Source organism: Frankia sp. AiPa1 (genome assembly GCF_023243075.1).
GTDB lineage: Bacteria > Actinomycetota > Actinomycetes > Frankiales > Frankiaceae > Frankia.
Genome location: NZ_JALKFZ020000161.1, coordinates 38,710 through 60,313, shown reverse-complemented (window position 1 = coordinate 60,313; position 21,604 = coordinate 38,710). Strand labels below are relative to the sequence as shown.

Sequence of the window (21,604 nt, the reverse complement as noted above, 5' to 3'; positions counted from 1 at the left end):
CCCCCCCCCCCCCCCCCCCCCCCCCCCCCCCCCCCCCCCCCCCCCCCCCCCCCCCCCCCCCCCCCCCCCCCCCCGCCACTCGGTCACACGGGATCGACCGAAAACCCCGCAGGCCCGGATACCCGCCCAGGTCAGGCGGAGGTCCGCATCTGCCGGCCGAGGGTGTCCAGCGCCAGCCGGCGAGAGCTCTTGATCTCGGGCAAGCGGGCCTGATAGGCGGGAGAGCTCGCGAGCGGCTGGTAGAAACCGAGCCGCGGGACGAAGTCCGAGTCGTCGTATCCCGCCGGTCGGTGCAGAGCGTAGGTGCGTCCGGGGAAGAGCAGATCGTAGTTGTCGGCGATCTGCCAGATTGCCACGTGTGGGTCGACCCTACGGCGCTGGAAGTACGCCTCCAGGACATCAATTGTGAAACTGATCTCATGGAACTGCTTAACCAGCGCGTGATAGTGCTGCCCGACCTGATACTTGATCGGCAGTTCGATCTGCAGGCTGTCGGAGTAGTCCAACAGGTCAAGAGCAAGAACCTTCAGTGATGTTTCAACGCCGTAACCCCGTGAGAAGGCCAGCGAGGCGAAGACGTCCGCGTCGATCACGAACTCTCCGATCAGGGGCTGCAGGGTGCGCGTGATCGACGGTACATACCGCGCAAGTTGCTTCGAGAGCAACGAACGCAGCATCTCGGTCGTACGCCCACCAGGCTGACCGTCACCAGTCACCCTTCGCGAGCTGCCATTCACGAACAGAGGCGCGTTGCCTGCGGTCGCGGCCGCCGCCAGTACACCGACGGTAAAGGGGTCGTAGCTTTCCAGATCTGCGTCATGGAAGATGAGTCGATTGCCAAACGCAAGATAGGCGAGACTACGCATCGCCCCGGCCTTGCCGCCGGTGGCCGTCGCCTCCCGCCCAGCGTGGCGCTGTAGCACCGAGTGGCCGCGGACGACCCAGCTCGCGCCGGCATCGGTCGCGATGCGCACCAGGCCATGCTCGTCCCCGTCGGACGAGGGATCGACGACCACGCCGATCTCATCGAGCACACGGCGCTCCTGCATCCACCGTTGCCGGCTCTGCGCGATGATATCGCCAAGCGTTCGGGCTGCCTCAGGGCCACGGGCAGGGATCAGCAGGCTCAGGGTGATGCCCTTGGCAAGCTTGTCCGCCTCGATCGCGTCGAGGTCGAGGCTGGTGGGTTCGAGCGTTCGCACGGACGCCCCTCTCTCGTGACCATTGTCTCTCGTGACCGCTGCCTCTCGTAACCCCTGCGGGCACGGAGTGCCCACGCCAGAGTCGATGAGGCGGGATCCGTCGCGTTGGATGGCGGAGCAAATCACACAGCTTGACGGATTCCGGAGTGCGCCGCCGATCATGCGATTCCACCTCCACCCGCAGCCTCCCGACCGTCGCGCGGTTTCCGGCATCTCCGCCGTTTCCGGCACCTCCCGTACACAGGTTCGCCGCATCGACTCCGCGGCCTCCCGGGTACGACAGATCCGACCCACGACAAGATGCTGGAGCGTCAAAGTATCGGTGTTGCGGCCGAGTCCGTCACTCCCCCTTTTCCCTGACCGGTATCGGCCATCGCCGGCCCGACAGACCACGCTCACACCGCGCCGCGCGTACACGCGACCCGCGTCAAGATCGGCACTTTGGGCGCCGATGTAGATACGCACCGTAGATATTTCGCGGCGAGCGGGTAAGAACTACCCGCGCATCAACCTGGCGATGCCAGGCCGGCATCGCCATCCGGTGCAGTCCCGAGCCGCACCCCACCGCCCACAGTGGCGATCCCGGCCGGCGGTCGCTCGCGGCGCAACGCGGCGCGGGCGCGGAGCGAACCGCACTCAGGCATCCTGACCAGCACCAGACGACCGTTTCCGGTCACAGCGACGGCCCAGCGGCGAGTCAGGCGTGGCCAGGCGCGCCGCTACCACCCACCCGCACCATGGCCGAGTCCATCAACACCACTCCGCAGCGGTATATGATTTTTCCCATATTCACCGATGGGGCGGCGGTGACGAACCGAAGTCGTTGAGCCGATCAGGGATGCGCGACGAAGTTGAAGTGCCGGCCGGTCTCGAAGGCGTCGCGAAACATGGGCAGGGTGTACGGACCGTCACCATCCAGGTCGAAGATCCGCAGACCAAGATCGCTGTCGACGAGCGTGTACATCTCGTCCGCCGACGTGCCGTAGTCACGGGCGCCGGCACCGAACTCGAAGACCAGGTGCGGGCGACTGGACGAGATCAGCCGTCGGGCTCCGCGGAACACCCCGTACTCGGCGCCCTCGACGTCCACCTTGATCAGGGCCGGCCGGTAGTCCTCGGGCAGCACCTCGTCGAGCACTTCGACGGTGACCTCGATCTGCTCGACGTCCTCGGTGTCCGGCACCCGATCCCGCAGGCCGCTGTAGGCCGGGCGGCTGCGCACGTAGGTGAACGGCAGCACACCCGGCGTGTCGGACAGCGCGGCCTGGCGCACGTCCACCGTGGGAAAATCGGTCCGCAGCGCGGCAGCCATGTGCGGAAGCGGCTCGTAGGCGACGTGACTTCCATACGGAGCGTGGCGCAGGATGGACCGAAGCACATCGCCACGGTGCGCACCCACATCAATACAGTTTGACGTCTCGGTGAGCAGGAACGACATCAGCAGCGCCAGGTGCCGGTCGTCGCTGCGGTTACGCCGCGCAGTCGGCACGACGTTGTCCCGCACCGCCTTGAGCACCGGGCCAAGGCCCAGATCGACCGCCTTCCGGCGGGTCGCAGCAAGGTGTTTCTCCATCCGCGGATCCATCTGCCCAGCCCCTTACGTTGTCTCGTCGGCGATCCACCGTGTGCGACCGAGCTCTTTTTGACCGGTCCGACGCATCCAACTATTGAGGTGGACAGTTCGCTGGTCAACCGGCGGTACCCCACCCGCCGGCCGAACCGTCCGGAACACCGGTTATCCAACCGGAGCACGCGCCCCCCGGGCAGATATCTCACGTAACGGAAGTGTTGCCGATCGGGGCAAGCGGGAGCCCCGACCGGCACCGCGATCCCGACCCGGCCGGCGGCTCAGCCGACCGTGGCCAGAACCGCCTCATCTTCCGCGGGCTGAGCGAAGGATTCCACCGGCGGGCAGGTGCAGATCAGATTCCGGTCACCGTAAGCACCGTCGATACGCCGCACCGGCGGCCAGTACTTTCCGGTCCGAAGCGCCAGCACCGGATAGGCAGCGATCGAACGCGGATAGGGATGCGACCAGTCGTCCGCCGTGACCATCGCCGCGGTGTGTGGCGCGTTGCGCAGGGGATTGTCGTCTCGCGGCCAGGTCCCGTCGCCGACCTTGTCGGCCTCCGCACGAATGGCGATCATCGCAGCACAGAACCGGTCGATCTCAGCAAGGTCCTCACTTTCGGTGGGTTCCACCATGAGGGTGCCCGCGACCGGAAACGACATGGTCGGCGCATGAAAACCATAGTCGATAAGCCGTTTTGCGACGTCGTCCACGGTCACGCCGGTGCGCTTGGTCAGCGGACGCAGGTCGAGAATGCACTCATGCGCCACGAGCCCGTTCCGCCCGGTGTAAAGGACGGGATAGTGCGGGTGCAGCCGATGCGCAATGTAGTTGGCGTTAAGAACGGCCACCGAGGTTGCCTCACGCAGCCCGTCCGCGCCCATCATCTGGATATATGCCCAGGGAATCATGAGAATGCCGGCTGAGCCCCATGGCGATCCGGAGATGGGACCCACACCCGTGGCCGGGCCAGCCTCAGGCCGCAGGGGATGGTTGGGCAGGTAGGGAAGCAGTTTTTCCCCGACAGCCACCGGCCCCACGCCCGGACCGCCCCCGCCATGCGGGATGCAGAACGTCTTGTGCAGGTTGAGATGGCTGACATCGGCACCGAACCGGCCTGGTTTCGCCAGGCCGACGAGTGCGTTCAGGTTCGCGCCGTCCACGTAGATGAGCCCACCGGCATCATGGACGATCGCGCAGGCCGCTCCGATGCTCTCCTCATACACGCCGTGCGTCGAGGGATAGGTCACCATCAGGGCGGCGAGGACCTCCGCGTATTTACCGGCGGCCCGGGCCAGGTCGTCGAGATCGACGTTTCCGTTCTCGTCGCAGGCGACCACCACCACGCGCATTCCCGCCATGGCGGCGCTGGCCGCGTTCGTCCCGTGGGCCGACGAGGGAATCAGGCAGACGTCACGTGCCGGAGCACCGTCAGGTGCGGTGTCCCGATGGTAGGCGCGGATGGCCAGCAGACCGGCCAGTTCCCCCTGACTACCGGCGTTCGGCTGTACGGACACACCCGCATACCCCGTAATTCGGGCCAACCATTCCTCCAGATCCCGGATCAGCGTTAGATATCCGGCGGCCTGATCGAGGGGGGCATATGGGTGGATGTCGGCGAACTCCGGCCAGGTGACTGCGGCCATCTCGGTCGTGGCGTTCAGTTTCATCGTGCAGGAGCCAAGCGGAATCATGCCGCGGTCGAGGGCCAGGTCGAGATCGGCCAGCCGGCGCAGATAACGCAGCATCGCCGTCTCGGACCGGTGCTCGTGGAACACCGGATGCTCGAGGTAGGTGTCGGTCCGCACCAGGGCGTCGGGCAACGCGATCCCGGTCGTGGCCGGGGTCGGCCCGTCCAGCTCGGCGTGTACCGTGACCTCGGGCGTCGCGACCGGTGGCACCTCGAACGCGGCCCACACCGCGCGTAGATCCGCCTCCACGGTCGTCTCGTTGCAGGAGATGCCCACGTGGTTGTCATCGACGAGGCGCAGGTTCACCCCGTGCTCGAGCGCGCGGGCGACCACCTCGGCGCCGCGGCCACCAGGTGCCGCGGCGACGACCGTGTCGAAGAAGGACGAGTCACTCAGTGTGATCCCACCTGCACGCAGCCCCTCGGCGAGACGCACCGCGAGCCCATGGATCCGGCGCGCGATTCCCGCCAGCCCCCGCGGGCCGTGGTACACCGCGTACATCGAGGCCAGCACCGCTGGCAGCACCTGCGCGGTACAGATGTTGCTCGTCGCCTTCTCTCGGCGAATGTGCTGTTCCCTGGTCTGCAGGGTGAGACGGTAGGCCGGGGCGCCATCCGCGTCGATGGAGACGCCGACCAGCCGCCCAGGCAGCGTGCGTTCGAGGCCTGAGCGGACGGCGAGGTAGCCAGCGTGCGGGCCGCCGAACGACAACGGCAGGCCGAAACGCTGGGTACTGCCGATGGCGATGTCGGCCCCGAGCTCGCCGGGGGAGCGCAGCAGGGTGAGCGCGAGCAGGTCGGCCGCGACAGTAACGACGATGCCTCGTCCACGGGCCTGCGCGATCACCTCGCGGTGGTCTCGCAGCGCCCCACTTGGCCCCGGGTACGACAGCAGCAGCCCGAACGCCGAGTCCAGCAGGTCGGCCGGCACCGCGTCGAGCCCCACCGCAGCCGTGCTCCCGGCGGGTCCGGAGCCCGCGGTGGACTCCGTGTCGCCGACACCGCTGAGGTCGGCACCGCTGAGGTCGACGACATGGACGGTGACGCCCATCGCCTCGGCGCGGGTCGCCACGACAGCGATCGTCTGCGGCAGCGTGTCGGCGTCGATGAGGTAGCTGCGTCGGCCTCCCTTCGCTCGACGCAACGCGATCTGCATGGCCTCAGCCGCCGCGGTGGGTTCGTCCAGCAGCGAGGCGCCGGCCACCGCAAGACCGGTCAGGTCTGTGATCATGGTCTGGAAGTTGAGCAGGGCCTCAAGCCGACCCTGGGAGATTTCCGGCTGGTAGGGGGTGTACGCCGTGTACCAGGCCGGGTTCTCCAGGACGTTGCGCTGGATGACGCCCGGCATCACCGTAGGATGAAAACCGAGACCGATCATCGAGGGAACCGGCCGGTTCGTCCGGCCAAGCGCCCGTAGCGCAGCCAGGACCGCCGGTTCGTCGAGGGGCGCCGGAAGGTCGAGGGTCCTGTCAGCGATGCTCGCGGGCACCGCGGCATCGGTGAGCGCCCGCAGCGAGTCGTGGCCGAGCGTGGCCAGCATCGCCCGGCGGGCGCTCCAGTCAGGGCCGATGTGCCTGTCGGCGAACCGGGGATATGCCCCGGCCGGCACCGTCACGGTCGGAAAGTGCTGGTCGCTGCTGTCATGCATGATGGGGCGCTCCGGAGGTCGGGCGGAACCGGCGGACGAGCCGGAGCCGCGGCGGGACTCCCCCTCTGTCCTGTGGCCTGAGAGCTTCGCCACTGGCCGGCCTTCGGGCCCGCCGACATCGGCGGGCGCACGCGAGGCCGGCAGTGGCTTTCACCGTCGGCGGGACACCGTGATGTCCACTTTCCAGAGTTGCCTGACCCGGCGGTTGGGGGCCTGAGAGTTTATGGGGAGAGCTTGCTCCTTCGGCGCCCCGGCAGCTGGTGGCCCGGAGCTCTCCCGCACGGGCGTGAGCGGCAGCGGTATGCAGTTCGTACGGTGGACGCTAGCCGCACCGCCCGCCGGCGGCCACCGGGACGGGATTCCGAAACCTGGTCGCAATATCGCCGACGCCCGGATGTTGGTGGCGCTCATCTGCCGACGGCCCGCGCACACCGGCAGCGCACGGATGCTGACCGTGCGCGGGTATTGACGCTGCATGAACGTTGACAGCGCACCGGCGTTGACAGTGCACTGATGTTGACATTGCACTGATGTTTGACAGTGCACTGATGTTGACAGCGCACGGACGTTGACAGCGCACGGACGTTTGGCTGTGCACGAATGTCTGGCGGCGAGCGGGTCTCGGACAGCTCGCAGAGGTGACGGCGTTCAGACGAAGACGGTCTCCGTCGGTCGGAGGAGTCTGGCCAGGAACGGCGGCGGAAGGACGGCTGCGTCGGCGGGATGGCCGGACAGGGGGGCGATCTGCGTGCGGTAGCAGTCGACGGCTCGCTGCTTGGCCTCGATGACCGGTTCGGGCAGATGGACGGACCTCGCCCGCGTCCATGGCACATCGGGGTCACTCGGGACCGCCCAGTGCCAGGCCCACACAGGGTACTCGACGAGCCGCGCACCGACCCGTCGCGCGGCCTGGGCCGCCGCGCGTCCCGTCGCCTCGTGGTCGGGATGTCGGTCGCCGCGCCAGGTGGTGAACACCCAGGTCTGCGGGGTCACCAGCGGTTCCACCAGGTCGACGAGGCCCGGCTCGTGCCCGGCGACCCGCCCGTCCGGCAACCCGGCCCGACGCACCTCGGTCTGCCCGAGGCCAAGCGCGTCCAGCGCCGCATGCTGCTCGGCGATCCGGTGCTCCGCGAGCTGCCGGGGAGTCAATGTCGGCGATCCAGGATGTGACCCGTCACCATCGGTGACGGCAACCACAGTGATCTCAGCACCCAGTTCGTGTAGCCGAACCAGCAGCCCCCCGACCCCGAGCACCTCATCGTCCGGATGGGGGGCCACGACGACCACCCGCTGTGGGGGAGTGCTCAGATCGAACTCCGGCCAGCGCGGGTCCCACTGCTGCCAGGCCGATGCGGGGGTGCCTGCGCCGGTGAACGGCCGGCCGGCTTCGGATGCCATGCCTTCTGCATACGACAGACGCGGCCGTCACGCAGCGGAAACGACGTCGTCGCAGGATGGGGTCAGTCGAACCTGCGGGCTCTGCGGGCATTTCACCCGTGGACGGTGGGCCGTCGCAGCAGCTCGCTCTTGGCCGCCTCCTCATCGGTGAGTGCGCCGTGCCGCTCCCGTCGGAAGACCTCCTCGGCCTTCCGGTCGGAGGAGGTCTGGCTTGCCACCTGCCGTGCCATCTCGTCGTTGGAGGTCTCTGCCCCCGCAGGCCTGGTGCGCCCCTTCGGCGCCCGCTCGCGTGCGGCGACCGGAGTGTCTTTCCGTGTCTGCGCCATCGCTGTGCTCTCCCTGTCGGCTCTCTCCCCGTCGACCTCGGTGCCTGGCCACCGTCTGACCGAAACGGGCCATATCGACGCCGCTCCCCCCGTTCGGCGGACCGGTCTTCGCTGGTCAACGCCGGACATCGCCACAGGTGCGATACCCGAAGTAGCCAAGAGAGAACCCACAGCTTCTGGACTGCGGGCGACCGCTGGCCGCTGATCAGACCTGTCCGACCATCGGCGGGCGTGGGGCAACCGGGCCCGGTTTTCCGGGCCGGCGACGACGTAGCTCGCCGGCCACGGTGCGGGGGGAGATCCGACGGGCGATCCGACGATGGCGGGGCACGATCCGGTTCAGTGCACGTTCCAACGCATCGACCTGCCGCCAGGCCTCTGCGGCCGCGCCGCGGCCGGCTGCGGCCCGCGGGCGGTCGTCAGCCGGGTCACCGAACAGGGCGACGGTGGCCAGCGTGGCCAGCCCCCGCAGCGCGGTCCCGGCCGGTTCACCCAGCGGACCGGCCGCGGCCACGACCTCGACGGGGCTCGCCGCAGTCGGCATCGGCCAGCCGGACAGCGCCAGCAGATCGATCGCCTGGCTCCAGGCGGCGACTATTCGCGTCCGCTCAGCGCCACGCCGACGCGCCCGACGGCGTCTCAGGCCAGGCAGGGCCCAGGCCAGAGCGAGATAGCCGGTCAGACCGACCAGGGTCGCCACCCCCGCCAGCCGAACCCCCCGTGCCCAGTCGGACCATGCCGACCCTGGCCCGAGTGGACGACGATGGTTCTGCTGCGCATGGGCAGTGCTCGCTGTGTCGGACTGGCCGCTCACCGCCGCGCCCAGCACTGCGTTGACCAGTTTGGACTGCGCCGAGGACTCACCCTGCGCCGCACCGGCAACCGTGCTGCCCCGCGCGTCGCTCGCCATCGGGGTGGGGAAGAAGGGCAGCCAGCCGGCGCCAGCGAAATGGATCTCTGCCCACGCCAGAGCGTCATGGCCGCGCACCGCGCGAGGCGCGGCGGTGTCCGGGCCTGATGTGGTGAAGCCGACGACGAGCCGGGTGGGCAGGCCGAGAAGCCGAGCGGCGACCACGAAGGTGGTAGCGAACTGCTCGGAGACCCCACGTCCGGTCTGTTCGAGGAAATGCGCGATCTGGGCGAGGCTGTGCCCGGCGGGGGCAGTGGGGTCGAAGGCGAAGTTCGTCATCAGGTACTGCCGAAGCAGTGCGGCCCGCTGGTAGGGCGAGGTACCGCCGGCGGTGGCGATCGTGGCGAGGCTGCGCAGCACTGGAGGCAGATCGGCGGGCAGGGCGAGGTCTCGGGCATCTGCGGCCGTGGCGGACACCGTCAGGGCGAGTGTCTGGGACGGGGTGAGTACCGCCGGTGGCTGGGAACGCAGCCGCATCCGGGTGCCCGGTGCCAGCGGCTCGGTGCGCAACAGCGTGCCGTCACAGGGCGCGACCGCGAACCGTCCGCGCGATTCCCCGGTGGCGGGGTTCTCGCCGTTTCCCCCCGGGGTGGTTCCGCTTCCCGCGCGGGTGGTTGCCCCGGACATGGCGGTCGGGACCATGGAGAACTGGCTGGGCTGGGCCACGACCGGCACGAGGTCGCCCCCCAGCGCGGCGACGGTCAGGTCCTGGGTCACCGGCGCCGGCCGGGCGTCGCGCACACCCGTCCCGCCCGAGCCGGCCCCGGTGGCCGACGACTGCCAGGTCGTCTCGGGGCAGCCTGCGGACGCCTGACCCGCCGGCAGGAATCGGGTGGTGGACGTCCAGGTGGCGCCGTCGTAGGAGTCGAGGACAGCTAGGCGCGAAGCCGTCGGGCCAGTGGACGGTGGCGTCAGCGTCACCTGGAACAGGACCTGGTCCGGATGGGCGGTCCAGCCTGCGAGCCGACTCAGCGGGCTGAGAGCGGACCCGGCGGTGGCGGCGGCGGTCGTGTGATAACTACGCGGATCGACCGGGGGCCGGCCGGCCGGGAGGCGCAGCGGACCGCCGGCCAGCCCCACCCCCATGGCGACGACGAGGAGAGCCGCGCCGCCGGACCGGGCCAGACCAGCCACCCAGACCGGGACCTTTCTCCCTCCGTCCGTCCTTGTGCTGCCGACCGAGGTGCCCTCCCACGGGCGGCGCGCCCGGACGAGCAGCGCAGCCAGAGCGGCGAGCCCCGCGGCCCGCGGCAGGTCCGGCCCGGACGAGGGGGTCGCATAGCCCGCTGTGACCAGCAGCAGGGCCGCACTCGGCAGTGCGGGGAGCAGGCGGGCGCGCGTGCGTACCACCAGCTCGGCGCCGACCGCGGCCGCGAGCCAGGTCGAGGCAGCCGGCGCCAGCAGAAGACCCGCCTCGGACGGCGCCGGAACGGCGGTGTCGAGCAGACGTGCCCATCCGGTAGACACTCCGGACGCGACCATCTCCAACCGAGACCACACGCCGCCGGCCGGGGCGGCGATGGTGGCCGCAGCCCAGGCCACGAACCCGCTGCCCCATCCCACGACCGTCACGAACGGTGAAGCCCGCTGCCGCCAACCGCTCAGCGACATAACCAGGAGCACGGGAAGGATGGCCGCGGCGGCCACGTCAACATCGATCTCATGGCCGGAGAACACGCGGCTCCAGCCGAGCCCGCCGATCAGCGCGAGTCCGCTGACCAGCACGAGAGCAGGCAGCCGCGACCGCCGGGGCTCGATGGTCGACAGCGCCGGCATCGGCACCGGTCCTCGTCGCGAAGCGTGAAACGGGCTCGGTGGTCATCTCGGGGCCCGCCCGACTAGTCCGAGACCTGCTGGTCCGAGGACAATGGTCGACGCCGTCGACGCCGTCGACGCCGTCGATCCGGCGTGCCGCGATCTGTCCGTGGGCCCGCCACCGCCGCCCAGCCGCTGGGCCCGCCGGATGGCATCGCCCGACCGGATGGCATCACCTGGCGGAGTGGTAAGGCCGGGGAGAGTGGCACGGCCGGGTGGGGTCGCACCGCCCGATCTGGGTGGCTGGCGCCCCGCGCTCACCTGTATCTCTCCTCGATCGGGCCACGTCCTCGGGACCATACGGCCGGCCAGCGGCCGGCCAGCGCCGTTGCATCGGGAATGTCGATGACGGTGAGCCGCCCGACGACCCCCAGCCTGCCGCCACGTGCATGGGTGGCCATCGCGGCGCCGCCCGCCCAGGACCGGCCGGCCGCCGACAAGGGGCCGGCCGCGACACCGCTGGCCGTCGGCGAACCGCTGGCCCGCACGGACATCGCCGGCCGTAGCCGGGCCCGTTCGGAGGAGTCTCGCCGTAGCACCGCCCGGGCGGTGGCCTCGGACCTTGGGCCGACTCGCAGGAGCACCACCCGCCCGTAGGTGTGCCCGACCGTTCGCAGCGCGGCCGGGGCCAGCCGATCAAGCCCGCCGGTCACGAGGACGAGGGTGCCCAGCCCGCCGCGCCGCAGGGTACCGATCACGTTGAGGGTGGCGTCCTGCGACAGGTCCACGGCGGCCAGCTCGTCGAGGAGGATGTCGGCGTCACGGCGCCGGCGTCGGCCGAGGACACGCAGGCCGGCGGTGGTCACGAGCCGGACCCCGAACGCCTCCCCCGCACAGGTCATCACCGCCGCTGCCGCCACGTCCACGGCCGCCTCGAACGCCGCCCGCCCGGCCAGGCCAGGGGGATACGCCTCGGACCGGACATCGAGTACCACGGTGGCTGCCGGCTCGGTCGGATCGACGTGGGTACGGACCATGAGCTCGCCGGCTCGCGCGCTCGAGGGCCAGTGCACCAGGCGGAGATCCTCCCCTGCCGCGTACGGCCGCAGCGTGTGGATATCCAGTCCCCCCGCCGTGCCATGCCCGGTCTGGCCGTCCGGTTCGTGCGACGGTGCCGTGGCCAGCGGGGCGAGCCGCAGCACCAGCGGCCGGATGTGCAGCGTCGCGGTGGCCGCCAGACTCTGGCGGCGAGTGACCAGGCCGAACGGGTCCGTTCGGGTGATCTCGACCGGACCGATCGTCATGACACCGCGGCTCTCGGTCCGCAGGGCAAGTTCGACTGTGCGGGTGCCGGAACCCGGCATCCGGGCGACCGGCAGCACCACATACGCAGGAGACGATGCGCCCCCCGCCAGGCGGGTTTCGTCAGGCGTCATGCTCTGGTCCGAACGGACGCCGGCTGAGCCCACCGGCAGGCGGACGCCGAAGGAGGGTGAGCGCCACCGCGCGTCGTTACGTAGCGCGACCGTGAGGGTCGCGGGTTCGCCACAGGATGCTCGACGCGGCGTCACAGTCAGTGACACCGACACTCGTGGGTGCCACACGGCAAGGACCAGGGACAGGAGCACCGCCGCGGCAGCCGTGCCGCCGAGGACACCCATCTCGGGGTAACGCAGCATCCGGGCGCCGGCCAGGAGCGCCGCGGCAGCGACGCCCACGCCCCAGCCCAGCCGGGTAGGCCGTGCACGGATCCGAGGGGGACGCGTTTCCCCCGTCGCGACCGAGCCCGCCGCGACCGAGCCCGCCGCCTCCGCTTCGACCCCGGTCACGGTTTCGGCACTAGCCGCGATCTTGGCACTGGCCGCTGTCTCGGAGTTGGTCCGGAGTCTGTCGTCGGCGACCGGCACGCGCTTGGCCCACGGGTATTCGGCTCGCGCCTTCGTCCTTCGCTCCGGTACCGCTCGCGGGTCGGTCGGGCTCTCGCCCGTCCGGAGATGGCGGGCCCTCCAGGCAGGCGACGAGTCGCCTTCGCGGCGCGACCGAGACGCTGGTCCCGACCGGCCATTGCCTGCCTGGGCCGGCCCGGTGATCGGCATGGTCTGATCCCCGCCCGTGCCCCGCGGGCCGGGGTCTGGTCCGTGGGGAGCTACGGGCTGTCGGGAGACGGGCGGCGGAGCGGCGGACGATGGCAGCGGGGGGGTCGTCGGCCGTGGCCGGTGCCGCTCTCCCAGACCCCGGGCGACAGGGCCGGGTGACGCGGATGCTCGCGGGGCGCGCCACGGGCCCCGTTCGGGGGCGGATCGCTCCGCCCGGCCAGACGCGTCGGGGCCGGTGGTGGTGCTGGTGGTGGTGCGCAGCGGCCTGGTGTCAGGCTCGGGCCTGCTCGAGCGGCGCGTGAGCGTCGGCTGGTCGTCGTGACGCGGAGGCCGGCCCCGGGGCGGCACGCTCAGATCCCGACGAGCCGGCGAGGCGACGGAACCGACTGCAGGATCTCGTCGATCACGTCTTCGGCGAGGACACGGCGCAGCTCCGCCTCCGGGCTGAGCACGAGGCGATGCGCCAGTACCGCGCCGGCCACCGCCTTCGCGTCGTCGGGCGTGGCGAAGGCCCGGCCCTGGGCGGCCGCGCGGACCTGCACCGCGCGCAGCAGCGCGATGCTGCCCCGGGGGCTCGCACCCAACCGGACGATGTCGGGAATGGTGCGCGTGGCCACGACCAACTGGACCAGGTAGCGGCGCAGGTTGGGGGCGACATGAACGGCCAGCGTCTGGGCCGATCGGGCCACGACGTCCTCAGCCCGCATCACCGGCTCCAGATCGTCCACCGCTCGGCCCACCTGGGTGCCTTCCAGGATCTCCAGCTCGGCGTCAAGCGACGGGTAGCCCATCCGCAGCCGCATGAGGAAACGGTCCAGCTGTGCTTCGGGCAGGCTGTAGGTGCCGTCCATGTCGATCGGATTCTGCGTGGCCACGACCATGAACGGGCGGGGCACCGAGTAGCTGGTCCCGTCGGAGGTGACCCGCCCCTCCTCCATCACCTCCAGCAAGGCCGACTGCGTTTTCGGTGACGCCCGGTTGATCTCGTCGCCGATCACCAGGTTGGTGAACACCGGACCGGCGCGGAAGCCGAACTCGTTCGCTCGCTGGTTGTAGACCATCGTGCCCGTGATGTCGGCCGGCAGCAGGTCGGGAGTGAACTGGATCCGCTGGCTGCCCGCGTTCACCGACGCGGCGAGGCTGCGGGCGAGTGACGTCTTGCCGAGCCCCGGAACGTCTTCGATGAGCAGGTGCCCCTCGGCGAACATGCAGATCGTGGCGAGCTCGACGACATCGCGCTTACCTCGGATCACCTTCTCGACGTTCGCCACCACGTCGCGGAAGACCGCCGAGAACTCGGCCATCCCGACCTCGTCGCCGCGCACCGGTCCGGTGCCCTCGTCTCGTCCGGTCATGCCAGGCACCTGGTCGGATCGGGGGAGACGGTAGGCCTGTTCATCACCGTGCGCTCCTTGGGTCGGGATCCCGGATGGGCGGTCGGAGATCTGGCTTCTACGGGTCGGGGATGACACAACGTCGGGACGCGAGGATCGGGACGCCGGGGCTCCGAAGGGGCGCCGAGGCCAGGAGGGCGGATCAGGGCTGCGGGGCTGCGGGGCTGTTGTCGCCTGACACAGCCCGTTCTTGCCGGGCCCGCTCGGGGGCATCGCGGTGCGGGCGCCGGTGGGCTGGATGAGTTGCAGGAGCTGACGGGCGAATCGGGCGTGGGGACGGTATGGGGCGAACAGGCGGCATGACCGGATGGTTCGGAAGACGGATCGGGCCAGTCGAGGGGGGCGACCGGCCCGATCCGCCAGACGGGCGGTGGGGGGATCCGCCCGGGAACGGTCGCGTCTCCGGCCGTCGCCGGATACGTGCCCTCCCGTTCCGTAGCGGTAGACGACGGACGCGCGACTTTCGTTGTGCCATGACCCGGACAAGTTGTTGATCTGATGGTCGCCCACAGGACATGCCTGTCACGGGGTGCAACCATCCGGACCTGGTTGACGATATCGCCGCAACGACATCACGAATGGCATCAGCGGAGTCGCAACCTGTCGGGCGGGTGCCGCGTCTAACCCAGCAAGAGGGATGACCTCACAGGCGGACTGTCAATCGGCAAGCAACATGGACATACAAAAAAACAACTTCTTCCCGTGCGTATTGGGCAGTGCGCACGGGTCATGGTGAGTGCTGCGCCCCTCCCACGGCGCTCACCGGGCGGTGTCCGTGCGAATGGGCGGGGTGGCACGCTCGCACGGACACCGTCCAGATCTCGCAGCCGTGCTCCTCCGACGGACGCCGCAGCCCTTTCGACGGACGTCCTGGCTCTCCGAAGGACGCAGTGGCCTTCTGACGGACGCAGTTGGCCCTCCGCCGGACGCAGTGGCCTTTCGCAGTGGCCTATCGACAGACGCGGTGGCCTATCGACTCGCCGGAGTACTGCGAACACGCACGGCTTTCTCGCCCGTGGCGCCCGACTGGCCAGCGTTGGTCCAGTACCGGAGGTCGCCAGCTTCCGCGCCCGGCGGATGACCCGGCACGCGGGCCATGCGCGTCCCCGTGCCCTGATCGGCCGAGGCAGTCAGGTCCGGCCCCACCCGGGGCCTGAACGCATAGGAGAGAGCCGAGCGTGGTGTTCCGGCAAGGGTGGCGCAGGACAGCCGCGGTCGCGGCAGCCTCGGCGGCGGCCTGCCTCGCCGGAGTGATCCTGATCTCCACCTCGGGCGCTGCGCCGGTCATCGCAGGTTCCTCCGATGGCGATGTCTGGCTGCCCTGGGACACGGCCGGCGTCGTGACCCACCTGCAGAGCACCACCGGGCGGGCAGACGCGGCGATCACCATTGCGGGTGCGGCGGGCCACCATCTGACGGTCCGACCCGACGGGGCGAACCTGCTGGTCGCCGACGCGGACGCCCGGTTGCTCCATCTGATGGAGCCGCAGCGGCTGGCCCCGGCGTGCTCCGTCGCCCTGCCCGCCGGGGCCATCATCACCGTGGCTCCCGACGCCGTCTATGTAGCGGATGGGGCGGACGGGCGGCTTCTCCGCCTGGACCGCAGGCGTCTGACTCCCCTGGGGCCGTTCCTCGACCTCGGCGGTCCCCTCGGAGCCATGGCCCAGACGGCGGACGGAACGTTGTGGGCACCCGTGCGTACCCGCGGAACCGTGCTCTCGATCGTGCGGGGCGTACCGGCCGCACCGGTGCGGGTGGCCCCGCCAGGCCATGCCATCGACGTGGTGCTCGCGGGCGATCAGCCGGTGGTTCTCGACAGCACAGCCGGAACGGTGACTCCGATGGTGGGCGGACGCACAGGACGGCCGGTCACGCTCGCCCTGTCGGCGACCGCTGAGATCGGCCCGGCTCCCTTCGCACTGGTAGCCTCCGCCCACTCACCGGCCGGGATCACCGCCGTGATCGACACGGACACCGGGCGCCTGATCCTCGTCGATATCGCCCGCGGCGCGGCGACGTACTTCGGTGTGCCAGCCGGCGCTGCCCCTTCCGCCGGTGTGGGAGCCGCGAGGGACGACACCGTCCGATCAGGCGGCGACGGTGCCGTGAGGGGTCGCATGACTCCCCCGACCGCGCCTGCGCCTGCGCCTGCGCCTGCGCCTGCGCCTGCGCCTGCGCCTGCGCCGACCGTTTCGACCATGACCGCGCCGACCCAGCCCGCACCGGGCACGCCTGTACCGCCCACGCCGCCCACGCCCGCGCTACCCGACGTCGACCGGCCAGCCGGTCCGTCCGTTGCCGGAACCAGTGCCGCCGGAAACGATCCGATCCTGCGAACGGGCGGTACGGAACGAGACGGGACGGTTTCGACTCCCGTGGCAGCTCGCCGCCTGACGCCTCCTGTCTGGCAGGACGAGCGCCTCTACATTCCCGACCAGGACGCGCGTGCGGTCCTCGTCTTCGACCGCCGCGCGGGACGCTTCGTCGCGCCGGTCACGCTTGGATCGGCTGTTCCGCCCACATCCGGCGTCGACGCGGCCATCACGGTCACCGCCACGGGCGACGGCGACGGCGACGGCGACGGCGCGGATGTGGATGCGGGCCAGGTCTGGATCAATGATCCGTCCAGCCCAGGACTCGTACTGATCATCGGCGTCCGGCAGATGAGTCTCTCCAAGCAGCCCGCAGGCCTGCCCGGGCAGGCCGGAGCCGCCGCGGCTCGTCCCTTGCCGGCCGCGCCCCCACGGCCGCGACCGACGCCGGTCGGCTCCGACGATCCCGCATCCGGATCGCTCACAGCCGGAGCCGGAGCCGGCGCCGGCGCGGGAACTGACCCGGGGGGCGGAGCACAGAAGCCCTCGGGACCGTCGGGCACCACGGGCAGCTCAGGGCAGACCGCGCACGTGACAGACCCGCCACCGCCGTCGACGGTGACAACATCCCCCGTTCCGACCCCTCCGCCACCCACCGTCGCACCGAGCGCCCAACCCGACATCCCCCGTCCGGAGCCCACCCTCCCGGTCGAACCCCAACCCGCCACGCAGAACGCGCCCCGTCGGCATTGACGCGCCAGGGCGTCAGCGACTCAGACGCGGAAGTCGATCGCCAGCCGGTCCGGTGCGGTCAGCCGGAGAACGCGGAATTCGGTGACGCGCCCGAGCCCGACGCCGATGTGCACCATGCCCTCGAAGTCCCCGGCCACGGCGTAGCTCAGCCCCGCGGACGAATCCTGGCCGGCCGCCGAGGTGACCAGCGTGGACGCACCGTTGCCGTCGTGAGCGGTCGCGGAGCTCAGAACCAGTTCGAGATGCGCCTGGCCGACGAGCGCGAGCGGAGCCCCGGAACCGGGACGGACCACTTCCTTGACGTACTGCGCCCGATAGCCCGGCGTCCCCCCGGCGAACTCGACCACCAGGCGTTCGTACCGCACACCGTTCTCCTTGTTCGGAGCGCTACGCAGCGACACCACCCGGGCGGGCGAAATCGGGGCCGACGCCGGGGCCGACGCCGGGGCCGACGCCGGCTGGCTCGACCAGCTACGGGCATCGGATCGTGCTCCCGTGGTCATACCACCGGATGGTCCCGTGGGCGTCCCGTTCGCACCGGCCCCACCCTCCGCACCGGCGGCGCCCGGCCGGGATGAGGCACTCGCGGACGCCGAAGGCGAGGCAGGGCTCAACACCGACGGTGACGGCTGTGCCGCGTTCCTGGGCGAGGAGCCGCCGCACGCGGCCAGCAACGCAAGAGCCGCGATCGCTGTGACGAGCGCGACGGACCGCATGGCGACGGACCCAACGGGGACAAACCTCGCACCGATGCGCCCCACGCCGCCGATGGCCCTGGTCATTCGTGACGCCCCGCTTTCGACAATCATGGCGCGGGTAACCGGCGCTCCGACCGCGACCGCACGACGAGCCTGATCTAGACATACCCGATATCGGCGGCGATAAAAGCAGATGAACGTGTGGTGGGGGTGCCGGCGAGAAGGAGTAAAACGGCCGGTCAGGAGACCGCGGCGGCCGCCAGGGCGGCGCGCAGCAGCAGCGCGGCCGACCCGGGCGAAGGTGTCTTCGCCTCAGGAACGGCCGTTAGGGTGACCACATGGACCGGCCCAGCTCCTCGCGATCGCGTCCGGCCGCCGGCCTACCGCCGATGACGGCCGACAAGATCGTGGACGTGACATTCGAGCTGACCCGCGGGTCGGGCCTGGACGGCTGATCGATTCGCCAGCTCGCCGCCGCCCTCGAGGTCTGGCCCGGCGTCATCTACCATCACGTCGGCGACCGGGAGGCGGTCCTCGACGCCATCACCAACCGGGTCATCGCGCTCATCCCGGTTCCGGACGCCGACCTGGAGTGGCGGGACTGGTTCACCCACCTGCTGCATGACGGGCGCGACGTGCTGCGGTCAGTTCCGGGGCCTCGCCCGGCGGGTGGTGCTGATGGGACCCACCGTGCCGGCCGCCCTGCCCACGATCGACCGGGGCATCCAGGTGCTGCAGCGGGCCGGGTTCGGTGCCGATGCCACCCTGGTATACCGCTTCCTGCTGAATACCGCGTTCATGATGGTCGCGGTGGAGGACGACCGGGACGAGCGGCCGGAGACCCGCGGCCGGATGGCCGAGGTGCTCAGCGACTTCCGGGACGCCGGGCGGCCCGGCCTCGCCGCGGCCAGCGTCGACGCCCTCGCCCGAGCCCGTGACCCCCGGCCTGCCGTGACCCCCGGCCTGCCGTGCTCCTTGACCTGGAGTTCTACGAGTTCACGGTGGCCCGAGCCCTGGACGGCGTCGCCTCGTGGCTGGCTTCCCCGAGCCGCCAGCCCTGATTCCGTCAGCCCGGGCGGACATCACCGACATCGCGGCGCTGCGGCACGTGCTCGACCTGCCGCCGATCCGGGGGGCGTGCACGCCGCCGGGATTGTGCATGGCGATCTGCTGCGCCGCCTTCGACGGCGAGCACCTGCGGTGGCACGATCGGCGGCCGCACCGAGGTAGACGAGCGTGTAGATGCCAGGGGCGGACCTCCGTCGCCATGTCTCCGGCGACGACCGGGATCGTCGCCTCGTCCGCCTTGCCGCGTAGCCGGTCGATCATTGGGCGGGACAGCTCGATCCCGGTGACGGGCACTCCTCGCTCGGCGAGGGGGACGGCACCCGGCCGGTTCCGATGGCGAACTCCAACGCCCGCCCGGTGCCCGCGAGCCCTGCCAGGCGGTCCACGGTCGGCCCCGGCGAACAGTTCGCCCGCGACATCCAACCCGTTCTCGCGCTACTCGATGACCATCGAGGTCGCGAGCGCCACTCCGCGACTGACGAATAAGCTCGACGGGCATGACTGCCGGACCTGCCCTTGACCCCAGGGAGCCGCGAGTGGCCGCCGGAGTTCTGATCGCGGAGAGCCTGCGCACAGGGACGATCTTGGACGATCTTTCCCTCTCCGTCCGGAAGATCCAACGATCGGCGTCCGGGAACGCCACCGTCGATCAGCCGCCTGTCTGGACGCTGATCTTCTTCGACATCGCTGATACCGAAGCCGAGGCCCTGGCCACTCAACTGAGCGAGGCCCTGGATGACGCGCCTGTGTGGTATGTGGACCTGCATACCGCCCAGGAGACCTTCATCGTGTTCCCCAACCGGGTTATTCGTTACCTACGGGGCGACCCACAGGGGCGCGCCGAGGCCGAAGAACACGGCCGTGCGCACGGCATCCCCGACTCACAACTCGACTGGCCAGCCTGACCTTCCTACCAGCAGGAACCTCACCCAGGACTTCCCAGGACTCGCGGCCGGCCCGCCAAAGTCCAGGCAGCCGCAGAAACACGAAGCACCGACGATGGCCACTGTCGTCGACTCCTCAGCGCGACGGCGAAAGAGCGACAGACAAGCGGGGCACCTCATGGGACGTATTGACTATGACGAGGCCGCCGCCGCAGCGTTCCGCGCCGCACGACACCCGCCCCGAGATGGTCTGGCGCACTGGCGGGACGCAGTCGGTCGCTACCTGAGGCCCCGTCCCACCATGCGAATCCTCGATCTTGGAGCGGGGACGGGAGCGTGGTCAGCGGCCTTCACCGACTGGTACGGCGCGGAGGTCGTCGCGATCGAACCGTCCGCGGCGATGCGCGCCCGGTGCAGCTACCCGCGGATGCTCGCGGGAGAGGCAGCCGCCATCCCTCTTGCCACCGACTGCCTTGATGGAGCATGGCTGTCCACAATGATCCATCATGTTGCCGATCTGCCGGCCGCCGCGGCGGAACTACGGCGGGTGCTGCGGCCGGGCGCGCCGGCCCTCATCCGATCGGCGTTCCCGGGCCGACACGAGAAGATCACATTGTTTCGATTCTTTCCCGAGGCGGTGACGGTCCTTGACACCTACCCCGGCCTCGAAGAGGTCAACGACATCTTCGCCGCGACGGGCTTCCATAAGGTCGCCCTGGAGCCCGTCCCCCAGATCACCGCGGACTCACTTGCGACGGTCGTCGAGCAGATGCAGCGTGACGCCCACACACCACTCAAACTGATAAGCGACGCCGACTATGAGAGCGGAATGGTACGCCTACGAGCGGCTGCCGTCCGCGAAAGCGCCCCGGTGATCGACGAATTGGATCTTCTCGTCTTGCGCTGACGCCACCACTCCGCATACTCTGCCGCGCTAATCCAAAGAGTAGAGCCGACTCAGGACTCGCCAACCGCCTTTCCGGCGCACTCGCTGGCACTCGCCAACAAGCGCAAACCGGCAGCACGCGTGAACTCGCCATCCCCGCCCGATCCCTACAGAAATTTTCTTATTAGCCTACAAAATGGACATCGGTATGCGACCGGAATAACGCAAGAAAGAGGGATTCCCGTCTGGTCGCTGGTGCCCTATTGCGGGTTCGTTGAGAACGAGGGTCCCGGCATTGGGAACACGGTCAAGGCCGTACCAGTCGGGAACGGCCAGGCAGAGCATGCTGCCGGCGATGGCGAGGATTGTGCCACCATGGCTGGTCACGACCAGCGTGGCCCGCGGCGCCATGGCGGCGACAGGCACGGCGAGCGCTGCCAGCGCGGGCGGCGACCTCGCTGGGCCGTTCCCCGCAGCCCCGGGCGCTGTCCTCTCCTCGGCTCCACCGGGCGTACTCGTCAGGGAAACGTGCGGCGATGTCGGCGCGGCTGCGGCCTTCCCAGGCGCCGAGGTCGGCCTCGCGTAGCCGCGGATCGACGAGGACGGGAAGGTCGGTTCGGGCGTGCAGCGCCGCAGCGGTATCGCGGGCGCGGCGACGGTCGGAGGTGATGATGCGCGCTGGGGCCAGCGCCATCAGATGATCCGCAGCGACACGTGCCTGCTCGTGGCCGGTGGGGGTCAGCGGGCCGTCGCCGTGGCCTTGGAACAGCCGGGCGACGTTGGCGACGCTCTGCCCGTGCCGCCACAACACCACCCGCACCCCGTCAGCCGCGGGAAGCAGCGAACCGCAGCGCCGTCCGGACTGATCGGCCGACACACCGATGGTCATAGGAACCTTCAAAGAGGCGAGGGGCGGGCCGCCAGCCGGGAGCGCGGCCGGCACTGTCACGGCTGGGGCCACCGCCAACGCCGCCGCACCGCTGCGACCCTCCACCCGGCCACCCGCGTGTGAGC

General features: G+C 70.2%; 15 protein-coding genes and 2 riboswitches. Of the genes, 5 read left to right on the top strand and 10 right to left on the bottom strand.

Translation table 11 applies throughout. The annotated features are described in order from the left end of the window. The coding region (locus MXD95_RS28595) for a hypothetical protein (RefSeq protein WP_285223675.1) at window positions 1-213 on the top strand (213 nt) is incomplete at its 5' end. On the opposite strand, the gene MXD95_RS18590 is transcribed toward MXD95_RS28595, so the two are convergent. From MXD95_RS18590 to MXD95_RS18555, 8 genes are all read right to left on the bottom strand, one after another. Further along, window positions 132-1,202 carry a glycosyltransferase family protein gene (locus tag MXD95_RS18590; RefSeq protein WP_250641932.1) on the bottom strand — a complete coding sequence of 357 codons (1,071 nt, stop codon included), beginning with the start codon at window positions 1,200-1,202 and terminating at the stop codon, window positions 132-134. The two genes, MXD95_RS28595 and MXD95_RS18590, sit on opposite strands and share 82 nt — an antisense overlap. An 832-nt stretch (window positions 1,203-2,034) precedes the next feature. Next, on the bottom strand, window positions 2,035-2,775 hold the full coding sequence (locus MXD95_RS18585; RefSeq protein WP_250641931.1) for an FkbM family methyltransferase: 741 nt from the start codon (window positions 2,773-2,775) through the stop codon (window positions 2,035-2,037). A gap of 275 nt (window positions 2,776-3,050) precedes the next feature. Beyond that, on the bottom strand, window positions 3,051-6,110 hold the full coding sequence (gene gcvP / locus MXD95_RS18580; RefSeq protein ID WP_250641930.1) for an aminomethyl-transferring glycine dehydrogenase: 3,060 nt from the start codon (window positions 6,108-6,110) through the stop codon (window positions 3,051-3,053). Between the two features lie 56 nt (window positions 6,111-6,166). Continuing rightward, window positions 6,167-6,302, bottom strand: a riboswitch (glycine riboswitch). Further along, window positions 6,303-6,400: riboswitch (glycine riboswitch) on the bottom strand. A 358-nt stretch (window positions 6,401-6,758) separates the two neighbouring features. Beyond that, the gene (locus MXD95_RS18575; protein WP_250641929.1) at window positions 6,759-7,508 is read right to left on the bottom strand and encodes a PIG-L deacetylase family protein; all 750 of its coding nucleotides are present in this window, start codon (window positions 7,506-7,508) and stop codon (window positions 6,759-6,761) included. A gap of 92 nt (window positions 7,509-7,600) precedes the next feature. Then, on the bottom strand, window positions 7,601-7,834 hold the full coding sequence (locus tag MXD95_RS18570) for a hypothetical protein (protein WP_250641928.1): 234 nt from the start codon (window positions 7,832-7,834) through the stop codon (window positions 7,601-7,603). A 205-nt stretch (window positions 7,835-8,039) separates the two neighbouring features. Beyond that, the gene (locus MXD95_RS18565) at window positions 8,040-10,520 is read right to left on the bottom strand and encodes a transglutaminase domain-containing protein (RefSeq protein WP_250641927.1); all 2,481 of its coding nucleotides are present in this window, start codon (window positions 10,518-10,520) and stop codon (window positions 8,040-8,042) included. A 296-nt stretch (window positions 10,521-10,816) separates the two neighbouring features. Beyond that, entirely contained in the window at window positions 10,817-12,217 is a 1,401-nt protein-coding gene (locus MXD95_RS18560; protein WP_250641926.1) for a DUF58 domain-containing protein, read from the bottom strand. 728 nt (window positions 12,218-12,945) lie between these two features. Then, on the bottom strand, window positions 12,946-13,950 hold the full coding sequence (locus MXD95_RS18555; RefSeq protein WP_374122070.1) for an AAA family ATPase: 1,005 nt from the start codon (window positions 13,948-13,950) through the stop codon (window positions 12,946-12,948). Between the two features lie 1,217 nt (window positions 13,951-15,167). Here MXD95_RS18555 and MXD95_RS18550 point away from each other — a divergent pair. Continuing rightward, window positions 15,168-17,054, top strand: a complete 1,887-nt coding sequence (locus MXD95_RS18550; RefSeq protein WP_250641925.1) for a hypothetical protein — start codon at window positions 15,168-15,170, stop codon at window positions 17,052-17,054. Between the two features lie 20 nt (window positions 17,055-17,074). Here MXD95_RS18550 and MXD95_RS18545 read toward each other — a convergent pair whose 3' ends face one another. Further along, window positions 17,075-17,419 (bottom strand): AMIN-like domain-containing (lipo)protein, encoded by a 345-nt coding sequence (locus MXD95_RS18545; protein ID WP_250641924.1) that lies wholly within the window; start codon window positions 17,417-17,419, stop codon window positions 17,075-17,077. Between the two features lie 1,011 nt (window positions 17,420-18,430). Between MXD95_RS18545 and MXD95_RS18540 the strand changes: the two genes are divergently transcribed. The 3 genes from MXD95_RS18540 to MXD95_RS18530 all read left to right on the top strand — a co-directional run bounded on the left by MXD95_RS18540 (window position 18,431) and on the right by MXD95_RS18530 (window position 20,611). Then, on the top strand, window positions 18,431-18,982 hold the full coding sequence (locus MXD95_RS18540; protein WP_250641923.1) for a hypothetical protein: 552 nt from the start codon (window positions 18,431-18,433) through the stop codon (window positions 18,980-18,982). A 374-nt stretch (window positions 18,983-19,356) separates the two neighbouring features. Beyond that, window positions 19,357-19,725, top strand: a complete 369-nt coding sequence (locus tag MXD95_RS18535) for a CHRD domain-containing protein (protein WP_250641922.1) — start codon at window positions 19,357-19,359, stop codon at window positions 19,723-19,725. Window positions 19,726-19,882: 157 nt separating this feature from the next. Further along, entirely contained in the window at window positions 19,883-20,611 is a 729-nt protein-coding gene (locus tag MXD95_RS18530) for a class I SAM-dependent methyltransferase (protein WP_250641921.1), read from the top strand. 286 nt (window positions 20,612-20,897) lie between these two features. Here the strand turns inward: MXD95_RS18530 and MXD95_RS18525 are convergent, their stop codons facing one another. Then, a complete protein-coding gene (locus tag MXD95_RS18525) occupies window positions 20,898-21,479 on the bottom strand; it encodes a histidine phosphatase family protein (protein WP_250641920.1) in 582 nt (193 codons plus the stop codon). Window positions 21,480-21,604: the final 125 nt, after the last annotated feature.